This is a genomic window from Paenibacillus profundus (assembly GCF_021369635.1).
GTDB lineage: Bacteria > Bacillota > Bacilli > Paenibacillales > Paenibacillaceae > Paenibacillus_B > Paenibacillus_B profundus.
This window is the reverse complement of the sequence record NZ_JAJNBZ010000015.1, coordinates 47,519-61,330: the sequence shown is the minus strand read 5'-3', so window position 1 is coordinate 61,330 and position 13,812 is coordinate 47,519. Positions and strand designations below refer to the sequence as shown.

The 13,812-nt window shown below is 51.3% G+C and carries 11 protein-coding genes; 7 read left to right on the top strand and 4 right to left on the bottom strand.

Annotated elements, in window-relative coordinates; genetic code table 11:
- The first annotated feature begins 126 nt into the window (after window positions 1-126).
- The gene (locus tag LQV63_RS17635; protein ID WP_233697710.1) at window positions 127-1,179 is read left to right on the top strand and encodes a YeiH family protein; all 1,053 of its coding nucleotides are present in this window, start codon (window positions 127-129) and stop codon (window positions 1,177-1,179) included.
- A 121-nt stretch (window positions 1,180-1,300) separates the two neighbouring features.
- Here the strand turns inward: LQV63_RS17635 and ald are convergent, their stop codons facing one another.
- Both ald and LQV63_RS17625 read right to left on the bottom strand, forming a co-directional pair.
- Window positions 1,301-2,434 carry an alanine dehydrogenase gene (ald, locus tag LQV63_RS17630; protein WP_019421486.1) on the bottom strand — a complete coding sequence of 378 codons (1,134 nt, stop codon included), beginning with the start codon at window positions 2,432-2,434 and terminating at the stop codon, window positions 1,301-1,303.
- Between the two features lie 129 nt (window positions 2,435-2,563).
- A complete protein-coding gene (locus LQV63_RS17625) occupies window positions 2,564-3,799 on the bottom strand; it encodes a PucR family transcriptional regulator (RefSeq protein ID WP_233697709.1) in 1,236 nt (411 codons plus the stop codon).
- Window positions 3,800-4,135: 336 nt separating this feature from the next.
- Between LQV63_RS17625 and LQV63_RS17620 the strand changes: the two genes are divergently transcribed.
- The 6 genes from LQV63_RS17620 (at window position 4,136) to LQV63_RS17595 (ending at window position 10,825) form a co-directional block, all read left to right on the top strand.
- Entirely contained in the window at window positions 4,136-5,098 is a 963-nt protein-coding gene (locus tag LQV63_RS17620; RefSeq protein WP_233697708.1) for a copper amine oxidase N-terminal domain-containing protein, read from the top strand.
- A 722-nt stretch (window positions 5,099-5,820) separates the two neighbouring features.
- Window positions 5,821-6,786 carry a Gfo/Idh/MocA family protein gene (locus tag LQV63_RS17615; protein WP_233697707.1) on the top strand — a complete coding sequence of 322 codons (966 nt, stop codon included), beginning with the start codon at window positions 5,821-5,823 and terminating at the stop codon, window positions 6,784-6,786.
- Between the two features lie 234 nt (window positions 6,787-7,020).
- A complete protein-coding gene (locus LQV63_RS17610; protein ID WP_233697706.1) occupies window positions 7,021-7,542 on the top strand; it encodes a hypothetical protein in 522 nt (173 codons plus the stop codon).
- Between the two features lie 100 nt (window positions 7,543-7,642).
- Window positions 7,643-7,801: an RAxF-45 family protein gene (locus LQV63_RS17605; RefSeq protein WP_019421481.1), complete on the top strand. Its 159-nt coding sequence runs from the start codon at window positions 7,643-7,645 to the stop codon at window positions 7,799-7,801.
- A 118-nt stretch (window positions 7,802-7,919) separates the two neighbouring features.
- On the top strand, window positions 7,920-9,980 hold the full coding sequence (abc-f, locus tag LQV63_RS17600; RefSeq protein ID WP_233697705.1) for a ribosomal protection-like ABC-F family protein: 2,061 nt from the start codon (window positions 7,920-7,922) through the stop codon (window positions 9,978-9,980).
- 344 nt (window positions 9,981-10,324) lie between these two features.
- Window positions 10,325-10,825: an NUDIX domain-containing protein gene (locus tag LQV63_RS17595; RefSeq protein ID WP_233697704.1), complete on the top strand. Its 501-nt coding sequence runs from the start codon at window positions 10,325-10,327 to the stop codon at window positions 10,823-10,825.
- 153 nt (window positions 10,826-10,978) lie between these two features.
- Here LQV63_RS17595 and LQV63_RS17590 read toward each other — a convergent pair whose 3' ends face one another.
- On the bottom strand, window positions 10,979-12,016 hold the full coding sequence (locus LQV63_RS17590) for an AI-2E family transporter (RefSeq protein ID WP_019421478.1): 1,038 nt from the start codon (window positions 12,014-12,016) through the stop codon (window positions 10,979-10,981).
- 195 nt (window positions 12,017-12,211) lie between these two features.
- A complete protein-coding gene (locus LQV63_RS17585) occupies window positions 12,212-13,678 on the bottom strand; it encodes an ABC transporter substrate-binding protein (RefSeq protein WP_233697703.1) in 1,467 nt (488 codons plus the stop codon).
- Window positions 13,679-13,812: the final 134 nt, after the last annotated feature.

Genomic DNA, 13,812 nt, shown 5'->3' with positions numbered 1-13,812 from the left:
TGGTAGGCATGAATGGCACGGAAGGACGAGAAATCGTGGACCGGTGCTTATTCGACATGTCACAAATACTTTAACACTGTAATTCATAGCTGTATCCCAGTGATAGACAAGGAGTTGGGGGTAAACATGAGTCAAGGGGAAGTGCTTGCGGCGACGAAGCCGAAGAGACAGAAACAATATTCAGGCTTCGCGCTCGGAATCGGTCTGACGCTCATCATTGCGTTGGTTGCCAAATATTTGGCGGGATTTCCGTTTTTGAGCATTATGGGGCAGCTCGTCATCGCGATCTTAATCGGCATCGCTTGGCGGGCGACGATCGGATTGCCGGAGCAATTGGTTGCCGGCACGAACTTTTCAAGCAAGAAGCTGTTGCGCCTTGGGATTATCTTGCTCGGCATGCGGCTGAACTTGATGGATATCGTCAATGCGGGGCCGAAGGTGTTCCTTATCGCCGTCATCGTCATCGCGTTTACGCTGTCGGTCGTCTACGGACTTGCGCGGCTGTTCAAGGTAGAGAAGCGGCTCGGCATCCTTACGGCTTGCGGCACGGCGATATGCGGCGCTGCTGCCGTGGTGGCGATCGCTCCGCAAATTAAGGCGAAGGATGATGAAACCGCCATCGGGGCGGCCATGGTAGCCATCCTCGGAACGATATTCACATTAGTATACACGTTCCTGTATCCGGTGCTCGGATTTTCGCCGAACGGGTATGGCATATTCTCGGGAGCGACCCTGCACGAAATCGCACACGTCATTGCGGCAGCGGCACCAGGGGGGAACGATGCGGTTGACATGGCAGTCATCGTTAAGCTGACGCGGGTGGCTCTGCTCGTGCCGGTCGCGATCCTGATCGGGATTTGGGCAAGCCGTGCAGAACAGAAGGAACAGGGCGGAAGCTCGAAGACCTCATGGAAGTCGATTCCGATTCCGTGGTTCATTCTCGGCTTCCTGCTCGTGAGCGGGTTCAACTCGCTTGGCATCGTGTCGGCGGACATCGCGAGCGTCATCGTGACGATTGCTTACATGCTCATTGCGATGGCGATGGCGGGCCTCGGCTTGAATGTGGATCTGGTCACGTTCCGCCGTCTCGGGATGAAATCGTTCGCTGCAGGGCTTATCGGTTCCGTTTTACTTTCGTGTCTTGGATTTGCACTAGTGTATCTTTTGGGGCTGGCTTGACGAGGTCGTGAAAAATGTACCGTAATTTCGGAGCAGTGGGTGTGCGGAAGATGTTCTATCAGGCATAAGTTAAGCCGGTATCGATGAAGCGGGAACTTCGTCGACGCCGGCTTATTGTATATTACAGAATTACGGCCGCTTTCTTGAGTGCCTCTTCGACTGGTACATAAGGCAGGCCGAGGTCGCGCGCCACCGCGGAGTACGTGATGGAGCCGCCGGCCGCATTGACGCCGAGCAGCAATGGCTTGCTGTCGCGCAGCGCCTGCTCCAGCCCTTTGTCCGCGATCTGCAGCGCATACGGAACGGTCGCGTTCGTGAGCGCCATCGTGGACGTGCGCGGAACGGCGCCAGGCATGTTCGCCACCGCATAGTGGACGACGCCATGCTTCACGTACGTCGGCTTGTCGTGCGTCGTGATGCGATCCGCCGTGGCGATGATGCCGCCCTGATCGATCGCGACATCGACGACAACTGAGCCTGTCCGCATTGATCGGATCATCGCTTCCGTCACCAGCTTGGGTGCCTTCGCGCCCGGAATGAGGACAGCGCCGATGACGAGATCGGACTCGGCCACAGCTTCCGCAATATTGAGCGGGTTGGACATAAGCGTGTTCACGGTGGAGCCGAAGATGTCATCCAGCTGGCGCAAGCGATCGGCGCTCATGTCGATGATGGTGACGTCCGCTCCGAGACCGACCGCGATTTTCGCCGCATTCGTTCCGACGACACCGCCGCCGATGACGGTTACCTTGCCGCGCTTTACGCCAGGAACGCCGCCGAGCAGGATGCCCTTGCCGCCATGCGGCTTCTCCAAAAATTGCGCTCCGATCTGGGCCGCCATCCGGCCAGCCACCTCGCTCATCGGCGTCAGGAGCGGAAGCGTGCGGTTCACCTGCACCGTTTCGTAGGCGATGGCCGTCACGCCTTTATCCATCAGCGCCCGCGCCAGCTCCGGCTCTGCCGCCAAATGCAAATAAGTGAATAACAGTAATCCTTCACGGAAGTATCCATATTCCGAAGGGAGCGGCTCCTTCACTTTCATGACCATATCGGCCTTCGCCCAGACGTCGGCCGCCCGGTCAGACACGGTTGCCCCGGCCTGCTTGAAATCCTCGTCTGCAAATCCGCTGCCGAGCCCGGCATCGCGCTCCATCATGACTTGATGGCCCGCTTGCGTGAACGCCGCCACACCGGCTGGTGTCATCGCGACGCGATTCTCATTGTTTTTGATTTCTTTAGGCACGCCGATAATCATTGCAACTCCCCCTTACACCTGAAACTGATATTTTATCCATATAAAGTATAAAGCTAGCGCAATGAAACCGCTTTATTCCAATTCCTGAAAAAAAGACCCTGTACTTGTGAAAAATCACAAATGACAGGATCAAGCTTCCAGCTGATTCAGCTTATATTCGAGGTACAAGGTCACCTTCTCATCCATGCTGGCCAGATCGATGTCGCTGATGTCGGCGATGCGCTTCATTCGATACATGAGCGTATTGCCGTGAATATGCAAGGCCTCCGCTGCTTTTTTCACGTTGCCGTCATGCTTCAACATCATCTCGAGCGTATGCAGCAATCCGCTTTGGTGCTCTAGATCATATTGCCGCAGCTTGCTGAGGCCCGGGTGCGCGACAGGGTGCCGGCGGCGTTCATCCGCGAGCAGCGGCAGGTAGCGGTAATAGCCCAACTCGCCATACTCGCCGGCATCCTGCAGCTCTGCGGGAAAGCGCCGCTTCAAGTGCAGCACCGCAAGCGCCTCGCGGTACGCATCCTCGACCGCTGCATACGGCTCGCGGAATGCGCTTGCGCCGCTTAGCACCGGTTCCGCATCGAAGCGCTGCTTGAGCAGACGGGCGAGCTGGCCGCATTCCTCCCTGTACTGCCGGATGCCGCCGTTGCCTCCTTGAAGAGGGGAGGAAAGTATGATTAAGCGGTCGTTATGCGCCACGTGAAGTACGATGCGCATTCGCTGCGCCGTTTTAACCATATAGTGAATCTGCCGGTACAGCCTATCATCTATGGCCGTTTCAAATTGCAAGAGAAGGATTTGATAGGATGGCGGAAGCATGATGCCAATCTGGGCGGCCTTCTCGCGAATGACCGTCTCCGAGACATGATGGCCGGTCAGCAGCTGCCAGAAGAAGTCATGGCTGTGCTGCTCCTGTCTGCGCCGCTGCGTCTGCAGCTGCATAAGCTTCATCTTGGCGGCGCCTGCCGCTTGCTTTAGCTGCAGCAGTGCCGTATCGCCAAGCAGCTCGTTATACTCCAGCACCCATATGTAGCCCAGAACCTCGCCGTGATGACGAATGGCGATTGCAATCCGGTTGCCGAGTCCGACTTCGAGAATTTCCCCAATACGGACGGGTTCGCTGCTTGTCATGAGCTGCTGCATGATGCCTTCCCGCCACAGCGTGCTGATGACCTGCTCCGGAACCCTCCGGCCAATAATCGTCGCGATCCGTGCCGAATCGGTTTCGGCGTGATGCGAGCTGTATGCGACGAGATTGTGACTGGCATCCTCAATCGTCACAGGGCATTGCAGCAGCTCGCTAACCGTATCGGCAATGGCCTCCAGGCTGTCGAAGTGCCGATCGAATAGATTGGGCTCCATATTCATCCACACTGCTCCTTTAAATGAAAATGGCTCTCATTGTTTCTGACACGTACATTCTAACACGATTTACGGGCCGCAACTATCATTTGTAACTGAAATCGGTATACTTTTTACCCAGTGGGTTCAAGGGTTCATGCATGGGGGTGACAAGACATTCATCTTACATCTGCACTTTCCAATATGCATCAGTCATTCCATTGCCGTCCTAGGTGGAACATAATGGATGAATCATTCCGTGAAACATTATAGACGGCGTCTCCGTCTGAGAGTGTGAATCAGTTGGCAACCAATTGCGCAATTGGAGTCACAACAAGACTTGCACTCTAGAGAGGATGACGAATGTTGAACAAAACTGTAGCCGCTGCTTTAGCCTTAGCCATCGGCTTGATGAGCGCGCAAGCTTTTGCTGCGCCGGTTCAGGCAATGAACGATCAAGGAGCAGTAAATTCTCCTGTTGAACAAGAACGTGATTTTTATGATAAATATGTAAAGCAGTTTGTCCGCAACGATAACGGAGAGATTATCGGGTCCACCCGCGAGACGAGCCTCAACAAGGAGTGGTTACATAAAGTATCCGAGCGTAAAAACCTGGTTATTGACGGCCAGAGCGTTGCAGCCAACATTGCTGTAGACGGGCAATACCTTCTCGTTCCGCTGCGAACGGTCATGGACAGCTTGGGATACGACCTGAAATGGAATGCCGAGCACAAATCGATTGAAGCGACGAAGGGCGCCCAGTGGACGAGCGTGCAGCTGAACAAGGACCAGTACAATTTCGCTAAAATGCCGATTCAGCTCGGCAAAGCGTCTGTGTTGAAGGACAATATGATGTACGTGCCGCTGCAATTCGTATCCGAGGTGCTGAAAGCGGACGTAACCTTGGATGAGCAAGGCAATATTACGATTCAAAGCCAATCGGAACAAATTCCGCAAGATTCCTTCGGTGGCATGCATTGGGTCATTGTCGTCAATGGCGAAGGCATCGGTGTGAAGTCCGATGAGGTATATACGACAGAGGACAGTGTCATGGTGCCGGTGGAAGCCATCGGGCAGGCGCTTGGTTATACGGTCGAGAGGAACACAGACACGGGCGCATATGAGTTCGTGCGCGGCGCGAAATGGATTGCGCTGAAGGAAGGCGAAAAGAATGCTGCCGTGGGCAAAATGAACGTAGAGTTGAAGACGGCTCCTGTGGTCAAGGACGGCGCGTTGTACGTTCCATTCGAATCGATGGCAGAGGTATTTGGCGCAAAAACAGGCATTGATCCGACCGGTGTCATCGGAATACAAGAAGAACAGTAATGTAGATGATTAGAGATAGAAGATATACAGATGTGAAAAAGGAAAAGACGTGCTTCGGAAGGCATCCCTAACAAAGGGGTGAACTCTAAGCATGTCTTTTGTCGTCTTTTATGTTCTTCCGCCTTGCAGTCGTCACCTGTCCCTTCCCGGATAAGGGTTGCCTGATCCATTCTTTGCATCACTCTCCCCTGCATTCAGAACATCAGCTCCCCCTTTCCCTTTTACACGAAAATATTCTGTCAGTTCTCCTTATAATGGCCCTTAGCTCCATTCTCCCATACAATCAGGATGGATAACGTCCAAGGTAAGGTAATTGCTGTTTCGCCAGACATCATGCCATGAAGCGGCCGATTATGATTGCAGTTACCCAGAGCCGTCCTCGGGCATGCCGAATCCTGATGGCAGAAACCTAGAGTTGTCCTTAGGCGTGCCAACCACTGATGGAAGGGGAGACTGAAGCAAAGGGTCGGATGAGCGCCCCCTTCAGTCTGAACATGCCACTGTACGAACCAAATATTTCGTGAATGATGAAGTGTCTCCACAGAATCTGAATAGATAACCTGTCTCTTCTTATATGCTCTGCTCTATAATGCAGATAGAACAAATAAAGGTGGTGGGAGCGTGAAGAGATTAAGGCTGGCGGATAAAATCCAATCGTCACATTATGGTGCCATGCGGGCGAGGAATAAAGGAAATACATATATTGCGAAGGGGAGAGACAGATGAAAGCATTGTTAGTCGGGTTTGGATCCGCCGGATTTCATTGGTATAAGAAGCTGAGCGAACGCGGAATGCTGGCTGCCATTGTAGAAACGGACATTACAATGAAACGAAAATTGGACGGGCGAGAGATTCCGTTCTACACTTCATTGGAAGAGGCGTTGCAGCGGGAGCAGGTAGATTTTCTCGTAAACGTGACGCCGCCGCTCGTGCATACGTCTATCAACCAAGCAGCGTTCGACCGCCGCCTTCCTGTGCTGTGCGAGAAGCCGATCTCATTCGATTATACGGAGTCAGTGCGGATCGTACAGCGTGCGGTCAAGGAGGAAATTCCTTTTATGATTGCGGAAAATTACCGTTGTTTCCCTTTCATGCGCAAGCTCAAGCAGCTTTTGGATGAAGGAGCCATCGGCGAGATCTCTTCTTTGCATATTGATTTTTACCGCAAACATCAGGTCGAACGTAAATATGCGGTACAGATACTAGATGACATCGGAATTCATCATTTCGATTTGGTCCGTTATTTGACCGGCCGTGAGGGCGCGCGGATTTACGCGGAAATCTATCATCCGGTTGCAGGATGGGGCTCGGCGGAGGAAATGATTAACGCGCATGCGCTGCTGGAGATGGAGGGCGGTATTCGCGTCAGCTACAATGCGACAGTCGCATCCTGCTGCAAGCCGACGCCGTGGAGCGGCAGCTGGCGCATCGAAGGTACATCAGGTTCATTGCAGCTTATAGACGACATTATTCTGCTGACGCAAGACGAGCGCACGACCGTAATCGAGGACTTCAGCGGCGTGCACGCGCCGAATTGCTTGGATGAATTTGTTGCGTCATTATACGCCGGACGGGAAGGGGAGACGAGCGGCAAGGAATACATCAAGACGCAAGCGATTGTGCACCATGCCCATTTATCCAATGCGACACGAACGAGCATCCACATTCAATTACCAGACATCCTTTAGATAGCATGATTGAACGGAATGAACAGTCGGGCGTCTTTCGCAAAAAAAGCGGAAGCGCCTTTTTTGGAATGAATACATTAAATATTGGAATAATCTCAAAGTATTAGGACTTTATTCCGATAATAGTAAAAAGGAGGTGTGATAATACGGAAAAAGGGTCTAAAGAAATAGTTCTTTATTACTATAATCATACAAAGATGGGATAAAAACTAAGTTCCCAAGGAGGGGTTCTGAATGAAGACTCAGCAAACGATTCAACTGCCGTCATTTACAATGGTAGGGAAGTATTGTGATTCCATATCAGAAATGGAGCGAACTTGCGGCACACTGCCTTTTTTGTTGGAAAATAGGTCGGTCCAAGCGGATATCGACTCCAGCTTTGGTATCGGAAGGAACGGATTATATTTTGCAGGAATTAAAGTTCAAGGCTTGACAAGCCTATGGAACGAAATGCCTCAAGGTTTATCCAGACGGGTTATTTTGGGAGGCTCATACCGCGTATCTCTGCCGATAGACACAGAATCAGGCCCGTTCCTTCAACATACGTTGACACCTTGGGGACCACACACCTTCGGGAAGAAAGACATCGTCTACGAATTTCGTCGCAACGTTGACACTTATGAACACCACTGCATGTACATTCCGCTTGAAACTCATCAGCACGAACATACATATCACAGACGCCTATCCCGACATCTAAATCATTGGCGTTCCCGCCTCGCCAATCACAGTCAGCCCAATATTGCCTTATTATAATAAAAATCAGATTGATTCGATTATAAACTTGACACTTGCTTTTGTTATCCATCATATGGTATTGTAATTCTTATTATGTTAAACGAGGAGGGGTGGCAGGATGCAACGCAACGTCATGTCGGAACGCTTGAATGTGCTTCGTACGCAATTGCTCGGAATTTTCCATGATTCCGTAAACAACGGGATACGTGTGTCTATTTTCAGTAATTCCAATCGAATTCAACATTTAAGCGAAGTGACCATCCTGCCTCTGCCTTAACGGAACATCTGGTTCAACCAGAGGGCTGCGGGGACATTTCCCCGCGGCCTTTTTTATGTTTTTTTTCGAGGACCGGCATACAGCGCGGGGAGGAGGGTCATCAGAGAGGGAGATAACGATGATGATTCAATGCCAACAGGTGCAAAAAGGATACGGGGCCGAATCGGTCCTGTTGGAAGTGACATGCGACATCGGTGAGAACGAGCGCGTGGGCCTTATCGGCCGCAATGGTACGGGCAAGACGACTTTGCTTCAATTGCTTAATGGGAGCGAGAAGCCAGATGGCGGGCAGATTTCGATCCGCAAAGGTACACGGATTGGCTATCTGGATCAAGTACCTCGCAGCGGAGACGACGAGACGGTGCGGGATGTGCTGGAGAGAGCCTTTTGTGAACCGAGGCAGTGGCTGGCTGAGATGCGGGAACTGGAACGGATCATGGCTGAGCCGGAGCAAGCAGGGGGCGCAGACGGGTTCGAACGGCTGCTGTATCGTTACGGCGATCTGCAAGAGAAGTTCGAACGGGCTGGTGGCTATGACATCGATGCCCATGTCGGGAGAGTGGCGGGCGGGCTCGGCATTCCGGACACGCAGTACGGGCGATTATTCGCGTCTTTGTCTGGGGGAGAGAAGACAAAGGTTGGCTTGGCCGCCATGTTAATAGAAGAGCCAGACGTGCTGCTGCTTGATGAACCGACGAACCATCTTGATATGCAGGCGATCGACTGGCTGGAACGTTTTTTACAGGCTTACACCGGGACTGTCGTCGTCATTTCGCACGACCGCTACTTTCTTGACCGAGTCGTGACCAAGATCATTGAGCTCGAGGACGGCGAGGCCGTGACGTACCATACGAATTACACGGGATTCCAGCAGGAAAAGGAAGCCCGATTGCTGCAGCAGTTCGCCAACTTCCAGGAGCAGCAGAAGAAGATTAAAAAAATGCAGGAGACGATTAAGCAGCTTATCGAATGGGGCAACCGGGCGAATCCGCCGAACCCAGGCTTCCATCGCCGCGCTGCCTCGATGCAGAAGGCGCTCGATCGCATGGTGAAGCTGAAGCGTCCGATGATGGAACGCAGGGCCATGGAGCTTGAGCTGCAGCAAGGCGACCGCTCTGGCAACCAAGTGTTGACGTTGGAAGACGTGGGGAAGGCGTTCGGAGAACGAGTGCTGTTCAGCGGTGTACGCGAACTGCTCCGTTATGGGGAGCGGGTAGCGCTCATCGGTGAGAACGGATCAGGCAAGAGCACGCTCTTAAAGTGCATTTTAGGGGTTGAAGCACCGGACGAAGGTGAGATCCGGCTCGGTTCGCGAGTCGATGTCGGTTATTTGGCCCAGGAGGCCGCACCGGAGGACGAGAACGCCACGGTGCTGCAACACTTCCGCGAAGCAGTCGGAATGGAGGAAGGCGAAGCCCGGGGACGTCTTGCGCGCTTCCTGTTCTGCGGCGCCGACGTCTTCAAGTCCATACGATCGCTATCCGGCGGTGAGTGGAGCCGTCTGCGATTCGCATTGCTCATGCATCGGCAGCCGAATTTGCTCGTGCTTGATGAGCCGACGAATCATCTCGATATCGATTCCCGCGAGGCATTGGAGGAGGCGCTCGAGGAGTTCCCTGGTACGGTGATCGCCGTATCGCACGACCGCTACTTCATTAATCGGTTGGCCGTGAAGATCTGGTCGTTGGAGGAAGGTCAACTGGTTACGGTGCATGGCAACTTCGACAATTACAAGGCGAAGGCTGACAGCGCCAGGGAAGGAGGCGCTTCTCCGAAAGGCCGTGAACGGGAGGATGCTGCCAGGAGCACCAGAACGGCCAGGAAAGTGCCGGCATCACAGGTAGATGCCGCGCGGACACACGCCAATCCCTCTGGATGCACGGCTCGGCAGAAGAGCTTGGATCAAGCGGGCGCTGGAAAAACAATGGCTGCACGGGGGCAAGCCGATGAAGCTGCACGTACAGGAGGCCGTTTGCACGAAAGCGCTGCAGACCCGGCGCGACTGGAACGGGATATCGCCGAGCTGGAGCAGGAGCTGCGCAGCTTGGACGCAGCGATGATGGCGCCTGCGCTCGCCGCTGACGCGGAGAAGCTTGCCGTTCTGCACGCGGAGCGGGAAGCGCTGCAGGCCAAGCTGGAAATGATGTACGAGGCATGGATGGATGCCGCGGCACAATGAATAATTGCGGATACAGTTAAGGAAGTGAGAGCAGGTCGAGCCCATGAACAGCGGTTTGTGGGCAGCGGCCTGCTTTCTTTTTATACGTTTCATGAAAATGGAAGGATTTCTGCTCTTGTTTCTATAATATATAAATTGAACTAAATTCTTCGTTAATGAATCGTGTTGGAGATACTCATCCGGTTCGACTCTTCTCACTGTGGCCGCGAATAACAATATAGGGATATAGCTTCTACATGCGAAGCAGCAAATAATCACTTTGGTAGAGTGTAGTGAGGGAGTGACAATTGCGAAGTTCAATCATTCACCTTACATACATAGAAATAGATATCGGAGGTGAGGTAATGCGTATTAGGGAAATGGCAACCGCATTCCTGTTTCATCAGGATCAGATTTTACTAATGAAAAAGTCGGAGAGCCGGATTTGCTCATCTGAGTTTTGGAGTGGGGTTGGAGGGCATTTGGAGCCTGCCGAGCTCAATCATCCGTTAGAGGCGTGTCTCAGGGAAATAGAAGAAGAAACCGGGCTGCAAGCGAAGGACCTGCGTGACATCCGCCTGCGGTATATTTTGCTGCGCCAGAAAGAGACGGAGATTCGCCAGCAATATGTTTATTTTGCCTCCACTGTCCATCCGAACGTCGTGTCGTCTGCAGAAGGAGAATTGCACTGGATTCATCCGCAAGCGCTTCCGCAATTGCACATGTCGGCCATTGTCACCAAGATGCTGGAGCATTATGCGCTGCATTCCGACGATCCGGATATTTATGTAGGCACGATGTCAGTCACCCCGGTTGGAAAGCCAATTGTCCAATGGAGCGTACTAAAAGATCCCGCAGTGTTCTAAATTCTAGACATCGGATCGCTACACTTCAGCAGCTCGTCGTCACGGCGATCTTATCCCGCTGTAAGGCTCTAGAGGGGGGAGACTGGGCCCAACGTTAACGAGCCATAAATAAAGCCCTTGACCGACAAAGCATTCGGCCTAGGGCTAGTTTCTTCATTTGATTTTATTCCCTGCCTTCACATCGACTTCAAGCAAATCTAGCAAAAACATGAAGATTGGCACGCCGAGTATCAATCCCCATACGCCCAAGAAGTGCTGGGAGACGATTAGAATCGCAAAGGTATAGAAGATGGGAAGATGTATCTTGGAAGACATCAGCTTCGGATTCAAAATATAAGCCTCGATAGCATGTACAACACAGATCATGACGATGACGTATACCACTTTCACCACGCCGCCAATGCTAAATGCAATCGCACAGAGCGGAATGAGGGAAATGATGACGCCCATTACCGGAATCAAGCCGAGCAGGAAAATCATAATCGCCAGTCCGAACAACTGCGGGAAGCCCATCATCCAGAGGAACAGCGTGCTCAAGATGCAGTTGATCAGCGCAATCAGGAACTGCACTTCAATGACCTTGCCGAATGAATACAAGAACTTGTTGCCGAAATATTCGAGCTCCGAATAGATTGGCGCAATTTTGCTCGTCTTGAAATTCATCGTAAATTCCTTCACTCTCTTCTTCTCCAGTACGAAGAACAGGCTAAGTATGAAGGCGATGATGAAGCGGGTACCCCATTGGCTCAGATCGGTGATCGATTTAACTAGGAAATCAAAGCCTTTGTTCAAATAGCTGGCCAAGTCAATCTTCTGCAGCGAATCCATAATGTACTCCATAATATCATTATCATAGTTGATATAGGTTACATTATAGAAATGGACCACTACATTAACCAACTGATTGATCTGGGTAATGATCTTCGGTAAATAATTATAGGTTCCCCAAGCCATCATCAGGAGCAGGGCCGCATATAAGCACAGCACGGTAACCTTATAATTGATTTTGACATACTTGTTGATGCCCTTGTGAATGAACATATGCAGCCTGTCAACCAGGTAAGTCAAGATGAAGGTGATAAGAATCAGATGTAAAATGCTCCTTAAGGCAAATAGCAGTGCGATGAAGAAGAGTAAGATAAGGATTCGCTTGATTCCCGGGCCTTTGAAAAAATCTTTCGAAATTTGCATCTAAATCGTGGACTCCTTTGACTGTTACTTGTGAGTGGCCGATCCTTATCATGATAGAAGAGAACGCCCCTATAATCACCTTATTCAAGAATATGCTATTACATACGTCAAAGCAAACGGATTCGTTTCATGACTTCATTTCAACCCAAAAAATGCTCCGACCGGAATGCGGCGCGAAGCATTTTTCATATTCAATTAATACCCATATACTGCCTTCTGTACAGCCTCATCATCATAAATCGATCCGTTCGGATTCTTTTTAATCATCGGCAGCAATTGGTTCCCTTTTGTCTCCCATTGCTTCAGCATGTCGGCCGTCGTTAATTTGCCTTCTATCCTTTTTTCGAATAGTTCATAGACTGAGTTATCAATGATCCACAAATTTCTATACTCACGGTTGAGTTTGTCTTCGACAGGATTGCTGGGAGCCGGCTTCATAGCATAGAAGGACTGGATGTTATAATTCATTCCTTCTTTCGGTTTAATAAAGGATTTGCGAGTCACCAACTCATAGGTGGAGCGGGATCTGATTTTTGCCCAATCCTCGCCGTTGATGAACTGTACGAATTTCCAAGCGTCATCCGGATTCTGCGCTTGCGTATTGATGGCCATAATGGAGTCGAAGCGCATACCGCTGCTTATTCCAGGCGCTTCCGGATGGTGCGGAATGGTGACGACATCCCATTCTGGCATTTGGAAGTTTTTGATTTTCCCTGCATTTTTGTTTGCGTCAAACAAATCCGAAGTATAGCTGTAGTAGCTGAGTATCATTGCGGCTTTTCCTGACAGAAACAGATCGTTGTCCAGTGGACTGTAACGCCCCTCGCCGTAGCTGCCGCCATTGTCTTCATCTTTACGGCCAGGCATTATGTTATCTTGGGACAGCTTCGCAATTGTATCGTACAACTTCTCCCATTGCGGCGTATTGATCGTCATCTTTTCAGCCTTGTCGTCATACTTGCGCAGCTGCAGCGGCGCCGCATAATTGGCAACGCTATAAAAAGCATTCCCCCCGCGATACTGATTGAAGCTGAAGCCGTATGTCCGGTCTTTTCCCTCGCCATTGGCGACTCTGCGGGCCAACTCGAACGCTTCATCCCACGTCATGTTGTCGGTTGGCAGCTCGACTCCGGCTTCCTTGAACAACGTTTTATTATAATACAATGCGTTTGATGTGAAGGTCGGCGTCAATCCATAAATATTGCCGTCTCCCATCATTTTGATGGTGTCCATAACGGAAGGAATGATGTCGCTCGTATCGAAGCCATCCTTTTGGATCAGCGCATCCAATTGCTTGAACTGTCCGTCCCGGACAAATTGCTGAAATGAATCTCTATCTAAAATGACGACATCGACCGGATTGGCGCCAGTGAGCTGCTTTCGCATTTCCTCTGTAGGGTCGGGACCAGCCGAATCGGAATATCTGTACTCGCTCGTATCGACGGCAGGAACGATTTCGATCGAAATGTTGCCGTTCATATATTCGAAGATGTCCGTATACTCTTGGCGTATGTACTGCTCGTCTCCGCCGCCGTATAATACTCCGATGCGGAGCACGCGCTCCTGCTCGTTCTGCTTCGCTTCTCCGCCGCATGCCGTCAATAACGGGATGAGCAGCATCATAGATAGTGTCAGCATCATCAGTTTGTTACGTTTCATCATTCTTTTTCTACCTCTCCATTCTTTTGTTCTGGCAATGATTGCCTGCCCTCCTCCTTATTACGTTTCTGGGAGCATAATGTTACACTTTCGTTTCATGACTTCATTTCAACCCCAAAAATGCTCCGACCGGAATG

Excerpts from the sequence above, each read along its gene's own strand:
- LQV63_RS17605 (WP_019421481.1), top strand. The coding sequence starts at position 7,643 with ATGCAACGCAACGTCATGTCGGAACGCTTGAATGTGCTTCGTACGCAA.
- LQV63_RS17595 (WP_233697704.1), top strand. The coding sequence starts at position 10,325 with ATGCGTATTAGGGAAATGGCAACCGCATTCCTGTTTCATCAGGATCAG.
- ald (WP_019421486.1), bottom strand. The coding sequence starts at position 2,434 with ATGATTATCGGCGTGCCTAAAGAAATCAAAAACAATGAGAATCGCGTC.
- LQV63_RS17610 (WP_233697706.1), top strand. The coding sequence starts at position 7,021 with ATGAAGACTCAGCAAACGATTCAACTGCCGTCATTTACAATGGTAGGG.
- LQV63_RS17615 (WP_233697707.1), top strand. The coding sequence starts at position 5,821 with ATGAAAGCATTGTTAGTCGGGTTTGGATCCGCCGGATTTCATTGGTAT.
- abc-f (WP_233697705.1), top strand. The coding sequence starts at position 7,920 with ATGATGATTCAATGCCAACAGGTGCAAAAAGGATACGGGGCCGAATCG.
- LQV63_RS17585 (WP_233697703.1), bottom strand. The coding sequence starts at position 13,678 with ATGATGAAACGTAACAAACTGATGATGCTGACACTATCTATGATGCTG.
- LQV63_RS17625 (WP_233697709.1), bottom strand. The coding sequence starts at position 3,799 with ATGAATATGGAGCCCAATCTATTCGATCGGCACTTCGACAGCCTGGAG.
- LQV63_RS17590 (WP_019421478.1), bottom strand. The coding sequence starts at position 12,016 with ATGCAAATTTCGAAAGATTTTTTCAAAGGCCCGGGAATCAAGCGAATC.
- LQV63_RS17620 (WP_233697708.1), top strand. The coding sequence starts at position 4,136 with ATGTTGAACAAAACTGTAGCCGCTGCTTTAGCCTTAGCCATCGGCTTG.
- LQV63_RS17635 (WP_233697710.1), top strand. The coding sequence starts at position 127 with ATGAGTCAAGGGGAAGTGCTTGCGGCGACGAAGCCGAAGAGACAGAAA.